Source organism: Flavobacterium sp. RSP15, assembly GCF_003968755.1.
GTDB lineage: Bacteria > Bacteroidota > Bacteroidia > Flavobacteriales > Flavobacteriaceae > Flavobacterium.
On the sequence record NZ_RYDL01000014.1, the window covers coordinates 1 to 15,496 of the forward strand.

At 35.9% G+C, this 15,496-nt stretch carries 13 protein-coding genes and 4 tRNA genes; all 17 read left to right on the forward strand.

Annotated elements, in window-relative coordinates; all coding sequences use genetic code 11:
• Positions 1 to 312: transposase (locus EKM00_RS12565; RefSeq protein ID WP_148103249.1), on the forward strand; the 312-nt coding region annotated here is incomplete at its 5' end.
• 197 nt (positions 313 to 509) lie between these two features.
• Complete coding sequence (gene rpsU / locus EKM00_RS12570) at positions 510 to 704, forward strand: 30S ribosomal protein S21 (protein ID WP_035670421.1); 195 nt, start codon at positions 510 to 512, stop codon at positions 702 to 704.
• A gap of 68 nt (positions 705 to 772) precedes the next feature.
• Positions 773 to 1,669, forward strand: a complete 897-nt coding sequence (locus tag EKM00_RS12575; RefSeq protein ID WP_126516431.1) for a tyrosine-type recombinase/integrase — start codon at positions 773 to 775, stop codon at positions 1,667 to 1,669.
• A 30-nt stretch (positions 1,670 to 1,699) separates the two neighbouring features.
• Positions 1,700 to 2,002, forward strand: a complete 303-nt coding sequence (gene hpf, locus EKM00_RS12580) for a ribosome hibernation-promoting factor, HPF/YfiA family (RefSeq protein WP_126455885.1) — start codon at positions 1,700 to 1,702, stop codon at positions 2,000 to 2,002.
• A gap of 90 nt (positions 2,003 to 2,092) precedes the next feature.
• Positions 2,093 to 2,166: transfer RNA gene (locus EKM00_RS12585), tRNA-Thr, on the forward strand.
• 33 nt (positions 2,167 to 2,199) lie between these two features.
• Positions 2,200 to 2,280: transfer RNA gene (locus tag EKM00_RS12590), tRNA-Tyr, on the forward strand.
• Positions 2,281 to 2,345: 65 nt separating this feature from the next.
• Positions 2,346 to 2,417: transfer RNA gene (locus EKM00_RS12595), tRNA-Thr, on the forward strand.
• Positions 2,418 to 2,470: 53 nt separating this feature from the next.
• Complete coding sequence (gene tuf / locus EKM00_RS12600) at positions 2,471 to 3,658, forward strand: elongation factor Tu (protein ID WP_126455883.1); 1,188 nt, start codon at positions 2,471 to 2,473, stop codon at positions 3,656 to 3,658.
• A 66-nt stretch (positions 3,659 to 3,724) separates the two neighbouring features.
• Positions 3,725 to 3,795 (forward strand) — tRNA-Trp (locus EKM00_RS12605).
• 17 nt (positions 3,796 to 3,812) lie between these two features.
• Complete coding sequence (secE, locus tag EKM00_RS12610) at positions 3,813 to 4,010, forward strand: preprotein translocase subunit SecE (protein ID WP_126455881.1); 198 nt, start codon at positions 3,813 to 3,815, stop codon at positions 4,008 to 4,010.
• Between the two features lie 10 nt (positions 4,011 to 4,020).
• Positions 4,021 to 4,572, forward strand: a complete 552-nt coding sequence (nusG, locus tag EKM00_RS12615) for a transcription termination/antitermination protein NusG (protein WP_126455879.1) — start codon at positions 4,021 to 4,023, stop codon at positions 4,570 to 4,572.
• A 65-nt stretch (positions 4,573 to 4,637) separates the two neighbouring features.
• On the forward strand, positions 4,638 to 5,084 hold the full coding sequence (gene rplK / locus EKM00_RS12620; protein ID WP_126455877.1) for a 50S ribosomal protein L11: 447 nt from the start codon (positions 4,638 to 4,640) through the stop codon (positions 5,082 to 5,084).
• 3 nt (positions 5,085 to 5,087) lie between these two features.
• Positions 5,088 to 5,777 (forward strand): 50S ribosomal protein L1, encoded by a 690-nt coding sequence (gene rplA / locus EKM00_RS12625; protein ID WP_126455876.1) that lies wholly within the window; start codon positions 5,088 to 5,090, stop codon positions 5,775 to 5,777.
• Between the two features lie 22 nt (positions 5,778 to 5,799).
• Positions 5,800 to 6,312 (forward strand): 50S ribosomal protein L10, encoded by a 513-nt coding sequence (rplJ, locus tag EKM00_RS12630; protein WP_126455874.1) that lies wholly within the window; start codon positions 5,800 to 5,802, stop codon positions 6,310 to 6,312.
• Positions 6,313 to 6,404: 92 nt separating this feature from the next.
• On the forward strand, positions 6,405 to 6,773 hold the full coding sequence (rplL, locus tag EKM00_RS12635) for a 50S ribosomal protein L7/L12 (RefSeq protein WP_126455872.1): 369 nt from the start codon (positions 6,405 to 6,407) through the stop codon (positions 6,771 to 6,773).
• A gap of 271 nt (positions 6,774 to 7,044) precedes the next feature.
• Entirely contained in the window at positions 7,045 to 10,857 is a 3,813-nt protein-coding gene (gene rpoB, locus EKM00_RS12640) for a DNA-directed RNA polymerase subunit beta (RefSeq protein ID WP_126455870.1), read from the forward strand.
• A gap of 325 nt (positions 10,858 to 11,182) precedes the next feature.
• The gene (rpoC, locus tag EKM00_RS12645; RefSeq protein ID WP_126455868.1) at positions 11,183 to 15,496 is read left to right on the forward strand and encodes a DNA-directed RNA polymerase subunit beta'; all 4,314 of its coding nucleotides are present in this window, start codon (positions 11,183 to 11,185) and stop codon (positions 15,494 to 15,496) included.

Here is a 15,496-nt window from a genome sequence, read left to right on the forward strand (position 1 = left end):
TTTGATAATGCTAGAAAATTTGCTTGTTATGCTGGAACTGCCCCTTTTGAATATAGTTCGGGTTCGAGTATTAAAGGACGAACCAAAGTGAATCATATGGCAGATAAAAAGATGAAATCAATATTACAAATGTGTGCTTTAGTGGCAGTGAAACATGATCCACAGCTCAAAGAGTATTATGAACGAAAAAAAGGAGAAGGTAAAAATGCGATGCTAGTTTTAAACAATGTAAAATGTAAAATTATTGGTCGCGTTTTTTCTGTAATTAACAGACAAACTCCATACATAAACACATATAAATTTGCCTGTTAATTTTTAAAACATCACTTGTTTTTTATCATAGAATGCGCAATGAATAAGATTATAGATATTAGCTGGCAGCACATGATAGCCTATTCGTGAAACGGAATTGATTTTTTGCAAACATGCTCAAATAAATTACAATTCATGACTTCCAATTCAAAATAATGTTTACTTTTGCAGACTTAAAGAAAGGGGGTGTCTATATTATGTTAATTATACCAATTAAAGACGGAGAAAATATCGATAGAGCATTAAAACGCTACAAAAGAAAATTTGATAAAACAGGAACTGTTCGTCAACTAAGAGCACGTACTGCTTTTATTAAGCCTTCAGTTACAAATAGAATCAAAATTCAAAAAGCGGCTTATATCCAAAATATGAGAGATAACTTAGAGAGTTAGTCAATATCTATTAAATAAAATACCGTTAGTCATCAAAATTGTATAACTTTGATGCTAACGGTTTTTTTATGACTACTAATAAAGATGCTTTTCGGGATTATCTACAGTTGGAGAAAAAATATTCTCCTCATACCCTAACGGCATATTGTGCGGATATTGCTTCTTTTGAATCATTCAACAAAATTCACTTTGAGGAGCAAGGCATAGAGCAGGTAGGGTATAGTCAAATCAGGAGTTGGATTGTATCACTTGTGGATGATGGGGTTTCGAATGGCTCCGTTAATAGAAAAATAGCATCTTTAAAAGCATTTTACAAATTCCTGTTGAAAACAAAGCAAATTCGGGTTAGTCCATTGTCAGGGCATAAAGCATTGAAGACTTCGAGGGTTTTGCAGGTTCCTTTTTCTGAAAAAGAAGTTTTGAATGTTTTAGATCAAATGCAAAATACAATTGGATTTGAAGAAGTGAGGAATAAACTCATAATCGATTTGTTGTATACTACCGGAATGCGACGCGCAGAGCTGATTCAGCTTCAAATAGCAAATATTGACTTATCGAACAATACAATTAAAGTGTTAGGAAAGCGAAGTAAAGAGCGAATCCTTCCTGTTTTGCCGGTACTGGCGGTTCAGTTTTGTTTGTACCTAAAGGAAAGAGCTTTGTTGGCAATAGTCGTTGATAATGCTTATTTTTTTCTCACAAAAAAAGGATTAAAATTAAATGATTCTTTTGTGTATCGGCTAATAAATTCTTACTTTAGTGCTGTGTCTGAGAAAGTAAAAAAAAGTCCACATATCCTGCGGCATACTTTTGCAACACATCTATTAAATAATGGTGCGGATTTAAATTCAGTAAAGGAATTGTTAGGGCATTCTAGTTTGGCTTCAACTCAAATTTATACCCATAGCAGTTTGTCAGAAATTAAAAGTATTTATAAAGAGGCGCATCCTCGAGGACGTAAATGATTCGTAAAATGTTTAACTAAAAAAATGATTATGAAGGTAAGTGTTCATGCAGTTAACTTTACTGTTGACAAAAAGCTAGTAGATTTTGTTCAAGAAAGAATGGACAAGTTAGAAAAGTATTATGACAAGGTGGTATCCGCCGATGTTTTTTTGAAAGTGGAGAAGACTAGTGATAAAGAAAATAAAATTGCTGAGGTAAAAATGAATGTTCCCGGAGATGACTTTTTAGTTAAAAAGCAATGTAAAACTTTTGAAGAAGCCTTAGAACTTTCTGCTGAATCTTTAGAACGATTATTGGTAAAAAGGAAAGAAAAAATAAGTTCGCATATTTAATATGATTTTTTTTTAAAAAAAGTTTTGATTGAGAGATAAAATCTATACATTTGCAGTCCGTTAGAAATAGCGGACTTTTTTTATTGATTCGCCAGCGTAGCTCAGTTGGCTAGAGCAGCTGATTTGTAATCAGCAGGTCGTGGGTTCGAGTCCCTCCGCCGGCTCAAGACTGTAAAGGTCTGGCAATATAAAAAGTAGGGGAGATACTCAAGCGGCCAACGAGGGCAGACTGTAAATCTGCTGTGTAAACTTCGCAGGTTCGAATCCTGCTCTCCCCACGTTGAATGTTTTAAATTATTAGGTTTAAATTAATTTAAAATGTAATATTTAAAATTAATTCTCTGCCGGTGTAGCTCAGGGGTAGAGTGCTTCCTTGGTAAGGAAGAGGTCTCGGGTTCAATTCCCGACATTGGCTCAAGTAAGTAGGAAATAGAAATTAATATATAACAAGATTTAAAATTAAGTAAAATGGCAAAGGAAAATTTTAACCGTAACAAGCCCCATTTAAACATTGGAACAATTGGGCATGTGGATCACGGAAAAACAACATTAACTGCGGCAATTACAAAAGTATTGTCTGATGCAGGGTATTGTCAAGCAAAATCATTTGATCAAATTGATAATGCTCCAGAAGAAAAAGAAAGAGGTATTACAATTAATACATCTCACGTTGAGTATGAAACTGCTAATCGTCACTACGCTCACGTTGACTGTCCAGGTCACGCGGATTACGTAAAGAACATGGTTACAGGTGCTGCTCAAATGGATGGTGCTATTCTTGTTGTAGCTGCTACTGATGGGCCAATGCCACAAACACGTGAGCATATCCTTTTAGGTCGCCAGGTAGGTATTCCTAGAATGGTTGTATTCATGAATAAAGTGGATATGGTTGATGATGAGGAATTACTTGAATTAGTTGAGATGGAAATCAGAGACTTGTTATCTTTCTATGAATATGATGGAGATAATGGTCCTGTTGTTCAGGGTTCAGCTTTAGGTGGATTGAATAATGATCCAGCTTGGGTACCAAAAATTCTTGAATTGATGGCAGCTGTAGATTCTTGGATCGAAGAGCCGGTAAGAGATGTTGCAAAACCTTTCTTGATGCCTGTTGAAGATGTGTTCTCAATCACTGGTCGTGGAACTGTTGCTACAGGTCGTATCGAAACAGGTGTTGCTAATACAGGAGATCCAGTTGAAATCATTGGTATGGGAGCTGAAAAATTGACTTCTACTATTACAGGAGTTGAGATGTTCCGTAAAATCCTTGATAGAGGTGAAGCTGGAGACAACGTAGGTATTCTTTTAAGAGGTATTCAAAAAGAAGACATCAAAAGAGGAATGGTTATCTGTAAGCCAGGTTCAGTTAAACCACATGCTACTTTTAAAGCTGAGGTTTATATCTTGAAAAAAGAAGAAGGTGGTCGTCACACACCATTTCACAATAACTACCGTCCACAGTTTTATGTACGTACAACGGATGTAACAGGGATCATTACTTTGCCTACAGGTGTAGAAATGGTTATGCCTGGGGATAACTTAACTATTGATGTTGTTTTGCTTAGTGCAATTGCATTAAGTGTTGGTTTACGTTTTGCTATCCGTGAAGGTGGTAGAACTGTAGGTGCAGGTCAGGTAACTGAAATTGTAGCATAATCCAAATAGGATAAAAAAGTATAAAGCCAGTAACTCTGTAAAGTTGTTACTGGCTTTTATTAACGAACGGGCGTAGTTCAAGGGTAGAATAGCGGTCTCCAAAACCGTTGATGGGGGTTCGAATCCCTCCGCCCGTGCAAAAAAATAAATCATAATGACAAAAGTTGTTAATTACATATCAGAGGCATTTGAGGAATTAAAGTCAAATGTAACTTGGCCGGTTTGGGCTGAGGTTCAGCGTCTAACGATTGTTGTGGCTGTTTTTTCAGTATTATTCGCTTTGGCAACTTGGGGAGTAGATGAAATTTTCGCAAAAGCTTTGGCCGGTTTTTTTAACTGGATAAAAGCATAATTTTTTTGTTATGGCAGATAATAATATTAAAAAGTGGTATGTCGTTAGGGCGGTAAGTGGTCAAGAAAATAAAGTGAAAGCTTATATCGAAACCGAAATCGCACGACTTGGGATGGGTGATTATGTGTCACAGGTTTTGGTTCCTACTGAAAAAGTAGTTACTGTAAAAGAAGGAAAAAAGATAATTAAAGATAAGGTTTATTTTCCAGGATACGTCATGATAGAGGCTAATCTGATTGGTGAAATACCTCATATTATTAAATCAATAACAAGTGTTATTGGTTTTTTAGGAGAGATTAAAGGGGGGGAGCCTGTTCCTTTGAGAATTTCCGAAGTGAATCGAATGTTAGGTAAAGTAGATGAATTAGCGGTTAATACCGATACACGTTCTATTCCTTTCAATATTGGTGAGACGATTAAGGTTGTTGATGGTCCTTTTAATGGTTTTAACGGAACTGTGGAAAAAATTAATGAAGAAAAGCGTAAACTGGAAGTAATGGTAAAAATTTTCGGAAGAAAAACACCATTAGAATTGAGTTTTATGCAAGTTGAAAAAGTATAATTTTGTTACATCTATAATATCCATTGCAATCGCTTCCAAAGATTGTAGTGTTAAATTTTTAAAAAATGGCTAAAGAAATTAGTAAAGTAGTTAAACTACAAGTTAAGGGAGGTGCTGCGAATCCATCGCCACCGGTTGGACCTGCTTTAGGTGCTGCTGGTGTTAATATCATGGAGTTCTGTAAGCAATTTAATGCAAGAACTCAAGATAAAGCCGGCAAAGTTTGCCCTGTGCAAATTACAGTGTATAAAGACAAATCTTTTGATTTTGTTGTAAAAACACCACCTGCTGCTGTCCAATTATTGGAAGCTGCAAAGCTAAAATCTGGTTCAGGTGAACCTAATCGTAAAAAAGTGGCTAACGTTACTTGGGACGTAATTAGAACAATCGCCGAAGATAAAATGGTGGATTTGAATGCATTTACTATCGAATCTGCTATGAGCATGATCGCAGGAACGGCTAGATCTATGGGTATAACTGTAACTGGAGATTCTCCTCTAAAACAAGGGTAAGACATGGCAAAATTGACAAAAAAGCAAAAAGAGGCTGCTTCAAAAATTGAAAAGAACAAATTATATTCTCTTAAAGATGCTGCGGCATTAATAAAAGTTGTTGCTTCTGCAAAATTTGATGAGTCTATTGATATCGCAGTTCGTTTGGGTGTAGATCCAAGAAAAGCGAATCAAATGGTAAGAGGTGTAGTAACATTGCCTCATGGTACTGGTAAAGATGTTAAAGTATTAGCATTGGTTACTCCGGACAAAGAAGCGGAAGCTTTGGCAGCTGGTGCTGACTATGTAGGTCTTGATGACTATTTACAAAAGATAAAAGACGGTTGGACAGATGTTGATGTAATTATCACAATGCCTTCTGTTATGGGTAAATTAGGTCCATTAGGTCGTATTTTAGGACCTAGAGGTTTAATGCCTAACCCTAAAACAGGTACTGTAACTATGGATGTTGCAAAAGCTGTTCAAGAGGTGAAAGCTGGTAAAATTGACTTTAAAGTTGACAAAACTGGTATAGTGCATGCAGGAATTGGTAAAGTCTCTTTTGGAGCTGAACAAATTGTTGACAATGCTCACGAAATTATTCAAACATTAATCAAACTTAAACCAACTGCGGCTAAAGGAACTTACATCAAAAGTATTTACCTAACTAGCACTATGAGTCCTGCAATTGCATTGGATCCTAAGGCAGTATAATTGGTAGTTAAAAATTTTTAGTATGACTAGAGAAGAAAAATCAATCGCGATTGAAGTTTTAACTGCACAGTTAGCTGGTACAAATATTATTTATGTATCTGATATTTCTGGAATGAATGCAGAAGCGACTACGAACTTAAGAAGAGCTTGTTATAAAGCAGGTATAAAATTAGAAGTAGTTAAAAATACGTTGCTTGCAAAAGCAATGGAAGCATCAGCTAATGATTATGGAGATTTACCTTCAGTTTTGACTGGTAATAGTGCTATATTCATTTCTGAGATAGCAAACGCTCCGGGTAAGATAATAAAAGATTTCAGAAAAAAATCAGCTAAACCGGTATTAAAGGGAGCTTATATCAACTCTGAAATTTATATTGGAGACGATCAATTAGATGCATTAGCAACTATTAAATCTAAAGAAGAGCTTATCGGCGAACTTATTGGATTATTGCAGTCACCAGCACAAAGAGTTATTTCTGCTCTTCAAAACCAATTTGCCAAAAGCGAAGAGGCTACAGAGGAAGTGGAGGCATAATGAAAGAAGAGTTTTACTCTAATTTTATTACATAAAACGCGCACAATAAATAAATTATATTTTTTACAAATCATTTTAAAACGATAGAAAAAATGGCAGATTTGAAACAATTCGCAGAACAATTGGTTAACCTAACGGTAAAAGAAGTTAACGAATTAGCAACAATATTAAAAGATGAGTACGGAATCGAACCAGCTGCTGCAGCTGTAGTAGTTTCAGGTGGTGGCGAAGCTGCTGCTGAAGATGTTCAAACAGAATTTACAGTGGTTTTGAAAGCAGCAGGTGCTTCTAAATTAGCAGTTGTAAAATTAGTTAAAGAACTTACTGGTTTAGGTTTGAAAGAAGCTAAAGATGTAGTAGACAGCGCACCAAGCAATGTTAAAGAAGGTGTAACTAAAGATGAAGCAGAAGCGCTTAAAAAATCTTTGGAAGAAGCTGGAGCTGAGGTTGAACTTAAATAGTTCACTCTAGTTTTGAAAATAAGGTTTAGGTCTTGGAGTCATCCAAAGACCTAAACCATTTTTCGTATAACAAAAGGCTACGTTGTATTAGTACATACTAGTCTTTTAAAATAGATTCATTTTATCCATTACGAGGAAAAAAAATTAACAGATAATAAGAAAGTAGTTATCTTAAATTGGTTTTTAAAGATGTAATGGTTAAAAAAAAAGGTATAAATAAATTACTATTTATACAAAAAAATTACTTTTCTAATCAAAATTTTGTCCATTGATGATAACAAATCAAACTGAAAGATTGAATTTTGCCTCTACAAAAAATATTCCTGATTATCCAGATTTTCTAGATGTTCAGGTTAAATCGTTTAAGGATTTTTTTCAATTAGAAACTAAATCTGACGAAAGAGGCGACGAAGGGCTTTACAATACCTTCATGGAAAACTTCCCAATTACTGATACAAGAAATAACTTTGTATTAGAATTCCTTGATTATTTTGTAGATCCGCCACGTTACACAATTCAAGAATGTATAGAAAGAGGTCTTACGCATAGTGTACCCCTAAAAGCTAGGTTAAAACTATATTGTACAGATCCAGAACATGAAGATTTTGAGACTATTGTTCAGGATGTTTATCTTGGGACAATTCCATATATGACGCCAAGCGGTACTTTTGTTATTAATGGTGCTGAGCGTGTAGTTGTTTCTCAATTACACCGTTCTCCTGGTGTTTTCTTCGGGCAGTCATTTCATGCAAATGGAACAAAATTGTACTCTGCCAGAGTAATTCCTTTTAAGGGTTCTTGGATAGAATTTTCTACAGATATAAACAGCGTAATGTATGCTTATATTGACAGAAAGAAAAAATTACCTGTAACGACTTTATTCCGTGCAATTGGATTCGAAAGAGATAAGGATATCCTAGAGATTTTCGATCTTGCTGAGGAAATTAAAGTTTCTAAAACAGGACTTAAAAAATATATCGGTAGAAAATTAGCTGCTCGTGTATTGAATACATGGCATGAAGATTTTGTAGATGAGGATACTGGTGAAGTAGTTTCTATTGAACGTAACGAAATAATTCTTGATAGAGACACTATTATCGACAAAGATAATGTGGAAGAAATCATTGATTCTAACGTTAAATCTATTTTGCTTCACAAAGAAGATGCTAATCAAGGAGATTATGCAATTATTCATAATACGTTGCAAAAAGATCCAACAAACTCTGAAAAAGAGGCTGTTGAGCATATCTACAGACAATTGCGTAATGCTGAACCGCCTGATGAAGAAACGGCTCGTGGTATTATCGATAAATTATTCTTTTCTGATCAACGGTACAACTTAGGTGAAGTAGGTCGTTATAGAATAAATAAAAAATTAGGGTTGGATACTCCAATGGAAAAGCAAGTCTTGACCAAAGAAGATATCATAACGATTGTTAAATATTTGATTGAATTAATTAACTCCAAAGCAGAGATTGATGATATTGATCACTTATCAAACCGTCGTGTACGAACAGTTGGAGAACAAATGTCACAACAGTTTGGTGTTGGTTTGGCGCGTATGGCCAGAACCATTAGAGAGCGAATGAACGTTAGGGATAACGAGGTGTTTACACCGATAGATTTGATTAATGCTAAAACATTATCCTCTGTTATCAACTCTTTCTTTGGTACAAACCAGTTGTCTCAGTTTATGGATCAAACGAATCCATTAGCCGAGATTACGCACAAAAGAAGATTATCTGCACTTGGACCAGGTGGACTTTCGAGAGAAAGAGCCGGATTTGAGGTGCGTGATGTTCACTATACGCATTATGGACGTTTATGTCCAATTGAAACTCCTGAGGGACCAAACATTGGTTTGATATCTTCTCTTGGTGTTTATGCTAAAGTAAACGGAATGGGTTTCATTGAGACTCCATACCGTAAAGTAACCAACGGAGTCGTAGATCTAGTGTCTACTCCTGTTTACTTGAGTGCAGAAGAAGAAGAAGGAATGATGATTGCTCAGGCAAACATAGAAATGGATGCAGTAGGTAAGATTATCGCTGAAAATGTAATTGCCCGTCAGGAAGGTGATTTTCCAGTAATTGAGCCTTCAAAAGTGGATTATACAGATGTTGCTCCAAATCAAATTGCTTCTATTTCAGCCTCTTTGATTCCTTTCTTAGAACATGATGATGCGAATAGAGCCTTGATGGGATCTAACATGATGCGTCAGGCCGTACCATTAATTCGTCCTGAAGCTCCTATTGTTGGAACTGGTTTAGAGCGTCAGGTTGCTTCGGATTCCAGAGTTTTAATTAACGCTGAAGGAGATGGAACTGTTGAATATGTTGATGCTAATATTATCACAATCAAATACGATCGTTCTGAAGAAGAAAGAATGGTGAGTTTTGAGTCAGATGAGAAAACATACAATCTAATTAAATTTAGAAAAACCAATCAAGGTACTAGTATCAACTTGAAACCTATCGTAAGAAGAGGTGACAGAGTAGTTCTTGGTCAAGTATTGTCAGAAGGTTATGCCACTCAAAATGGAGAACTTGCTTTAGGTCGTAACCTAAAAGTAGCGTTTATGCCATGGAAAGGATACAACTTTGAGGATGCGATTGTAATTTCTGAAAAAGTAGTTCGTGACGATATTTTTACCTCTATTCACGTGGATGATTATTCATTAGAAGTTAGAGATACTAAATTAGGTAACGAAGAATTGACGAACGATATACCGAACGTTTCTGAAGAAGCTACTAAAGATTTAGATGAAAATGGTATGATCAGAATTGGAGCCGAGGTTAAACCTGGTGACATTCTTATTGGAAAAATTACTCCAAAAGGGGAATCAGATCCTACTCCGGAAGAGAAATTGCTTCGCGCAATCTTCGGGGACAAAGCAGGGGATGTAAAAGATGCTTCATTAAAAGCCTCTCCTTCTTTACATGGTGTTGTTTTAGACAAAAAATTGTTTGCAAGAGCGGTAAAAGATAAACGTAAACGTACGCAAGATAAAGATGCTTTAGGAGCACTTGAAATGGAGTTTGAAGTTAAATTTGTTGAATTAAAAGACAAATTGGTGGAAAAACTTTTCTTGATCGTAAACGGAAAAACATCTCAAGGGGTAATGAATGATTTGGGTGAAGAAGTTTTACCAAAAGGTAAAAAATACACTCAAAAAATGCTTTATGCGGTTGAAGATTTTGCTCACTTAAGTAAAGGTCAATGGGTTGCTGATGATGCAACTAATAAAATGGTAAATGATTTAATTCATAACTATAAAATTAAATTGAACGATTTACAAGGGGCTTTGCGTAGAGAGAAATTCACTATCACTGTTGGAGATGAATTGCCAGCAGGAATCTTGAAACTAGCGAAAGTATATATTGCCAAAAAACGTAAGTTGAAAGTTGGGGATAAAATGGCGGGACGTCACGGTAACAAAGGTATTGTTGCTCGTATTGTTCGTCATGAAGATATGCCTTTCCTTGAAGACGGAACGCCAGTTGATATCGTGTTGAACCCACTTGGTGTACCTTCACGTATGAACATTGGTCAAATTTATGAAACAGTTCTTGGTTGGGCGGGACAAAACTTGGGTAGAAAATTTGCTACACCAATTTTTGACGGAGCAACCCTTGATCAAATCAATGAATTGACTGATGAAGCTGGAATACCACGTTTTGGACATACACATTTATATGATGGTGGTACAGGAGAACGTTTCCATCAAGCTGCAACCGTAGGAGTTATCTACATGTTGAAACTTGGGCACATGGTTGACGATAAAATGCACGCACGTTCTATAGGTCCGTACTCATTGATTACGCAACAACCACTTGGAGGTAAAGCTCAATTTGGAGGACAGCGTTTTGGAGAGATGGAAGTTTGGGCACTTGAGGCTTATGGAGCATCAAGTACACTTAGAGAAATCTTGACTGTGAAGTCTGATGATGTTATCGGTAGAGCAAAAACGTATGAAGCAATCGTAAAAGGTGAATCTATGCCAGAACCAGGATTACCGGAATCATTCAATGTATTGATGCATGAATTGAAAGGTCTTGGACTTGACATTCGTCTAGAAGAATAGAAGTTTAGTATTCAATGTTCAGTATTTAGTAATCAGTGATAAACTGAACACTAAATTCTGAATACTGAACACTTTTTTAAAAGAGTTTTTAGGATTTATACCCGTAACCCGTTCCGATTTTTTATTTAAACCCAATTGGTTTTATAAATAGCACTTCAAAATTTTTATTTGAAGTTTAGAGAAGTAATTCGAGGTAATGTTTAAGTCTAAAGTTTGAAAGTCTAAAGTCTAAAGTCATCCGTGGCTTTAAAAACTTTATGACATTTGACTTTAAGACTGAAATAAAATTAATTTTTTAATTGCAAATAAATCAATAGTAAAAACTATGATGAATAATAGAAATAATAACAATAAAGATAAAAACCCTGTAAAAAGGTTTAATAAAATCTCCATAGGACTTGCTTCTCCTGAATCGATCTTGAAAGAATCAAGAGGTGAAGTATTGAAACCTGAAACTATCAATTATAGAACGCACAAACCGGAGCGTGATGGTCTTTTCTGTGAACGTATTTTTGGACCAGTAAAAGATTTTGAATGTGCTTGTGGTAAGTATAAAAGAATTCGCTACAAAGGAATCATCTGTGACCGTTGTGGTGTAGAAGTAACGGAGAAAAAAGTACGAAGAGACAGAGTAGGTCACATCAATCTTGTTGTGCCTATTGCTCATATCTGGTATTTCCGTTCTCTTCCAAACAAAATTGGTTATATCCTTGGACTTCCATCTAAGAAATTAGATATGATTATTTACTACGAAAGATACGTAGTAATCCAAGCTGGTATCGCTAAAAATGCAGAAGGTGAATCAGTACAAAGATTAGACTTTTTGACAGAAGAAGAATATTTAAATATTTTAGATACGCTTCCTGCTGACAACCAATATCTTGATGATTTTGATCCTAATAAATTTGTTGCCAAAATGGGAGCAGAATGTATTATGGACTTATTGGCAAGAATTGATTTAGATCAATTGTCTTACCAATTAAGACACAATGCTAACAATGAAACGTCTAAACAACGTAAAACGGAAGCATTAAAAAGATTACAAGTTGTGGAATCTTTCCGTGAGTCTAACTTGAACCGTGAAAACCGTCCGGAATGGATGATTATGAAAGTGGTACCCGTTATTCCACCAGAATTACGTCCGCTTGTGCCACTTGATGGAGGTCGTTTTGCAACTTCAGATTTGAATGATTTATACCGTCGTGTAATTATACGTAACAACCGTTTGAAAAGATTAATGGAGATTAAAGCTCCGGAAGTTATTTTAAGAAACGAGAAACGTATGTTGCAGGAATCGGTAGATTCACTTTTTGACAATACGCGTAAAGCATCTGCAGTAAAAACAGAATCAAACCGTCCATTGAAATCACTTTCGGATTCCCTAAAAGGAAAACAAGGTCGTTTCCGTCAAAACTTACTTGGAAAACGTGTAGATTATTCTGCTCGTTCGGTAATTGTTGTTGGACCAGAATTGAAATTGTCTGAATGTGGTATCCCTAAAGATATGGCAGCTGAATTATACAAACCTTTCGTTATCCGTAAATTGATAGAAAGAGGAATTGTAAAAACGGTTAAATCAGCTAAGAAAATAATAGATAAGAAAGAGCCTGTAGTTTGGGATATCCTTGAAAATGTGATCAAAGGGCACCCAATATTACTGAATCGTGCTCCTACTTTGCACAGATTAGGTATCCAAGCATTCCAACCAAAATTAATTGAAGGAAAAGCAATCCAATTGCACCCTTTAGTGTGTACTGCATTTAATGCGGATTTTGATGGGGATCAAATGGCAGTTCACTTGCCATTAGGACCTGAAGCTATTTTGGAAGCGCAACTATTAATGTTGGGTTCTCACAATATCTTGAATCCTGCAAATGGTGCTCCAATTACGGTACCTTCTCAGGATATGGTTTTGGGTCTGTATTATATGACCAAAGAACGTTTATCTACTCCTGAGCTTAAAATTTTAGGTGAAGGGATCACTTTTTATTCTGCGGAAGAAGTAAATATTGCTTTGAATGAAGGCAGATTAGAATTGAATGCTTCAGTGAAAATTAGAGCAAAACATTTTAATGAAGCAGGAGAATTAGTTTTCCAAATTATTAAAACTACTGCAGGCCGTGTATTATTTAATGAAGTAGTACCAGAAGCTGCAGGATATATCAATGATGTATTGACTAAGAAAAACCTTAGAGATATTATCGGACACGTTTTAAGCGCTACCGATGTACCTACAACTGCGGTTTTCTTGGATAATATGAAAGACATGGGATACAAATTTGCCTTCAAAGGTGGTTTGTCATTCTCTCTTGGGGATATTAGAATTCCGGATCAAAAACCTAAATTAATTGCAGATGCCAGAGAACAAGTTCAAGGTATTTCTGCTAATTATAATATGGGTTTGATTACTAATAACGAACGGTACAACCAAGTTATTGATGTATGGACTTCTGCGAATGCTCAACTTACAGAGTTAGCAATGAAAAACATTAGAGAAGACCAACAAGGTTTCAACTCGGTGTATATGATGCTTGATTCTGGAGCAAGGGGTTCCAAAGAACAAATTCGTCAGTTAACTGGTATGCGTGGTTTGATGGCTAAGCCAAAAAAATCTACTGCTGGTGGTGGTGAAATTATTGAAAACCCTATTCTTTCTAACTTTAAAGAAGGTCTTTCTATCCTTGAGTATTTTATTTCTACTCACGGTGCGCGTAAAGGTCTTGCGGATACGGCTTTGAAAACAGCCGATGCAGGATATTTAACAAGAAGATTGCATGATGTATCGCAAGATGTTATTGTAAACATCGAAGACTGTGGTACATTAAGAGGTGTTGAAGTTTCGGCATTGAAGAAAAATGAAGAAATTGTAGAATCACTTGGAGAAAGAATTTTAGGGCGTGTCGCTTTACAAGACTTAATCAACCCTTTGACCAGTGAGATTTTAGTTCATTCTGGGGAGCAAATCACAGAGGTTATCATGAAAGCAATTGATGCTTCTCCTATCGAGAAAGTAGAAGTGCGTTCTCCGTTAACTTGTGAAGCGCTAAAAGGTATTTGTGCCAAATGTTACGGTAGAAATCTAGCTACCGGAAAAATGACACAAAGAGGTGAGGCAGTTGGTGTAATTGCAGCACAATCTATTGGAGAACCTGGAACACAGTTAACATTACGTACTTTCCACGTTGGTGGGGTTGCGGGTGGTATTTCTGAAGAGTCTAGTATCGTTACTAAATTTAACGGTAAACTGGAAATTGAAGATTTAAAAACTGTTAAAGGCGAAGATAATGACGGTAATGCAGTGGATATTGTAGTATCTCGTTCTTCTGAATTGAAATTAATCGATGAAAGAACTGGTATTTTATTGAGTACAAATAATATTCCTTACGGTTCAAGTATTTTCGTTAAAGACGGCCAGTCTGTTGTTAAAGGAGATGTGATCTGTAAATGGGATCCTTATAATGGGGTTATCGTATCTGAGTTTACCGGTAAGATTGCTTATGAAGAATTAGAGCAAGGTCAATCATTCATGGTTGAAATTGATGAGCAAACTGGTTTCCAAGAAAAGGTAATTTCTGAATCCAGAGCTAAAAAATTAATTCCTACTTTATTGGTTTACGGTAAAGACAATGAATTGATTCGTTCGTATAACTTACCTGTTGGAGCCCACTTGATGGTTGAAAATGGTGAAAAAATTAAAGCCGGTAAAGTGTTGGTGAAAATTCCGCGTCGTTCTTCTAAATCAGGAGATATTACAGGAGGTTTGCCTAGAATTACTGAGTTGTTAGAAGCTCGTAATCCTTCAAACCCAGCAGTTGTTTCTGAAATTGATGGTGTTGTTTCTTTTGGAAAAATCAAAAGAGGAAACCGTGAGGTTGTTATTGAATCTAAATTTGGTGACATTAGAAAATACTTGGTTAAATTATCAAGCCAAATTCTAGTTCAGGAAAATGACTTTGTAAGAGCAGGTGTACCGTTGTCAGATGGTGCTATTACTCCGGATGATATTTTAAGAATCCAAGGGCCAGCAGCTGTTCAACAGTATTTGGTTAACGAAATTCAAGAAGTATACCGTTTGCAAGGGGTGAAAATTAACGACAAGCACTTTGAAGTAGTAATACGTCAGATGATGCGTAAGGTAAGAGTGCAAGATCCAGGTGACACGTTGTTCTTAGAAGATCAATTAATTCATACAAAAGACTTTATCTTTCAAAATGATAAATTATATGGTATGAAAGTCGTGGAAGATGCTGGCGATTCTGGCGCTTTGAAAGAAGGACAAATTATTACGCCTCGTGAGTTGCGCGATGAAAATTCTCTTTTGAAACGTACCGATAAAAATCTTGTTGTGGCTCGTGATGTCGTTACTGCAACTGCAACACCAGTCTTACAAGGTATTACAAGAGCCTCCCTTCAAACCAAATCATTTATATCAGCGGCTTCTTTCCAAGAAACGACTAAAGTATTGAACGAAGCTGCTGTTGCAGGTAAAATCGATTACTTAGAAGGATTGAAAGAAAATGTAATTGTTGGACATAGAATCCCTGCCGGAACGGGTATGAGAGAATATGACAATACAATTGTAGGTTCAAAAGAAGATTACAACGATATGATGGCTAATAAAGAAGAATATATTTATTAA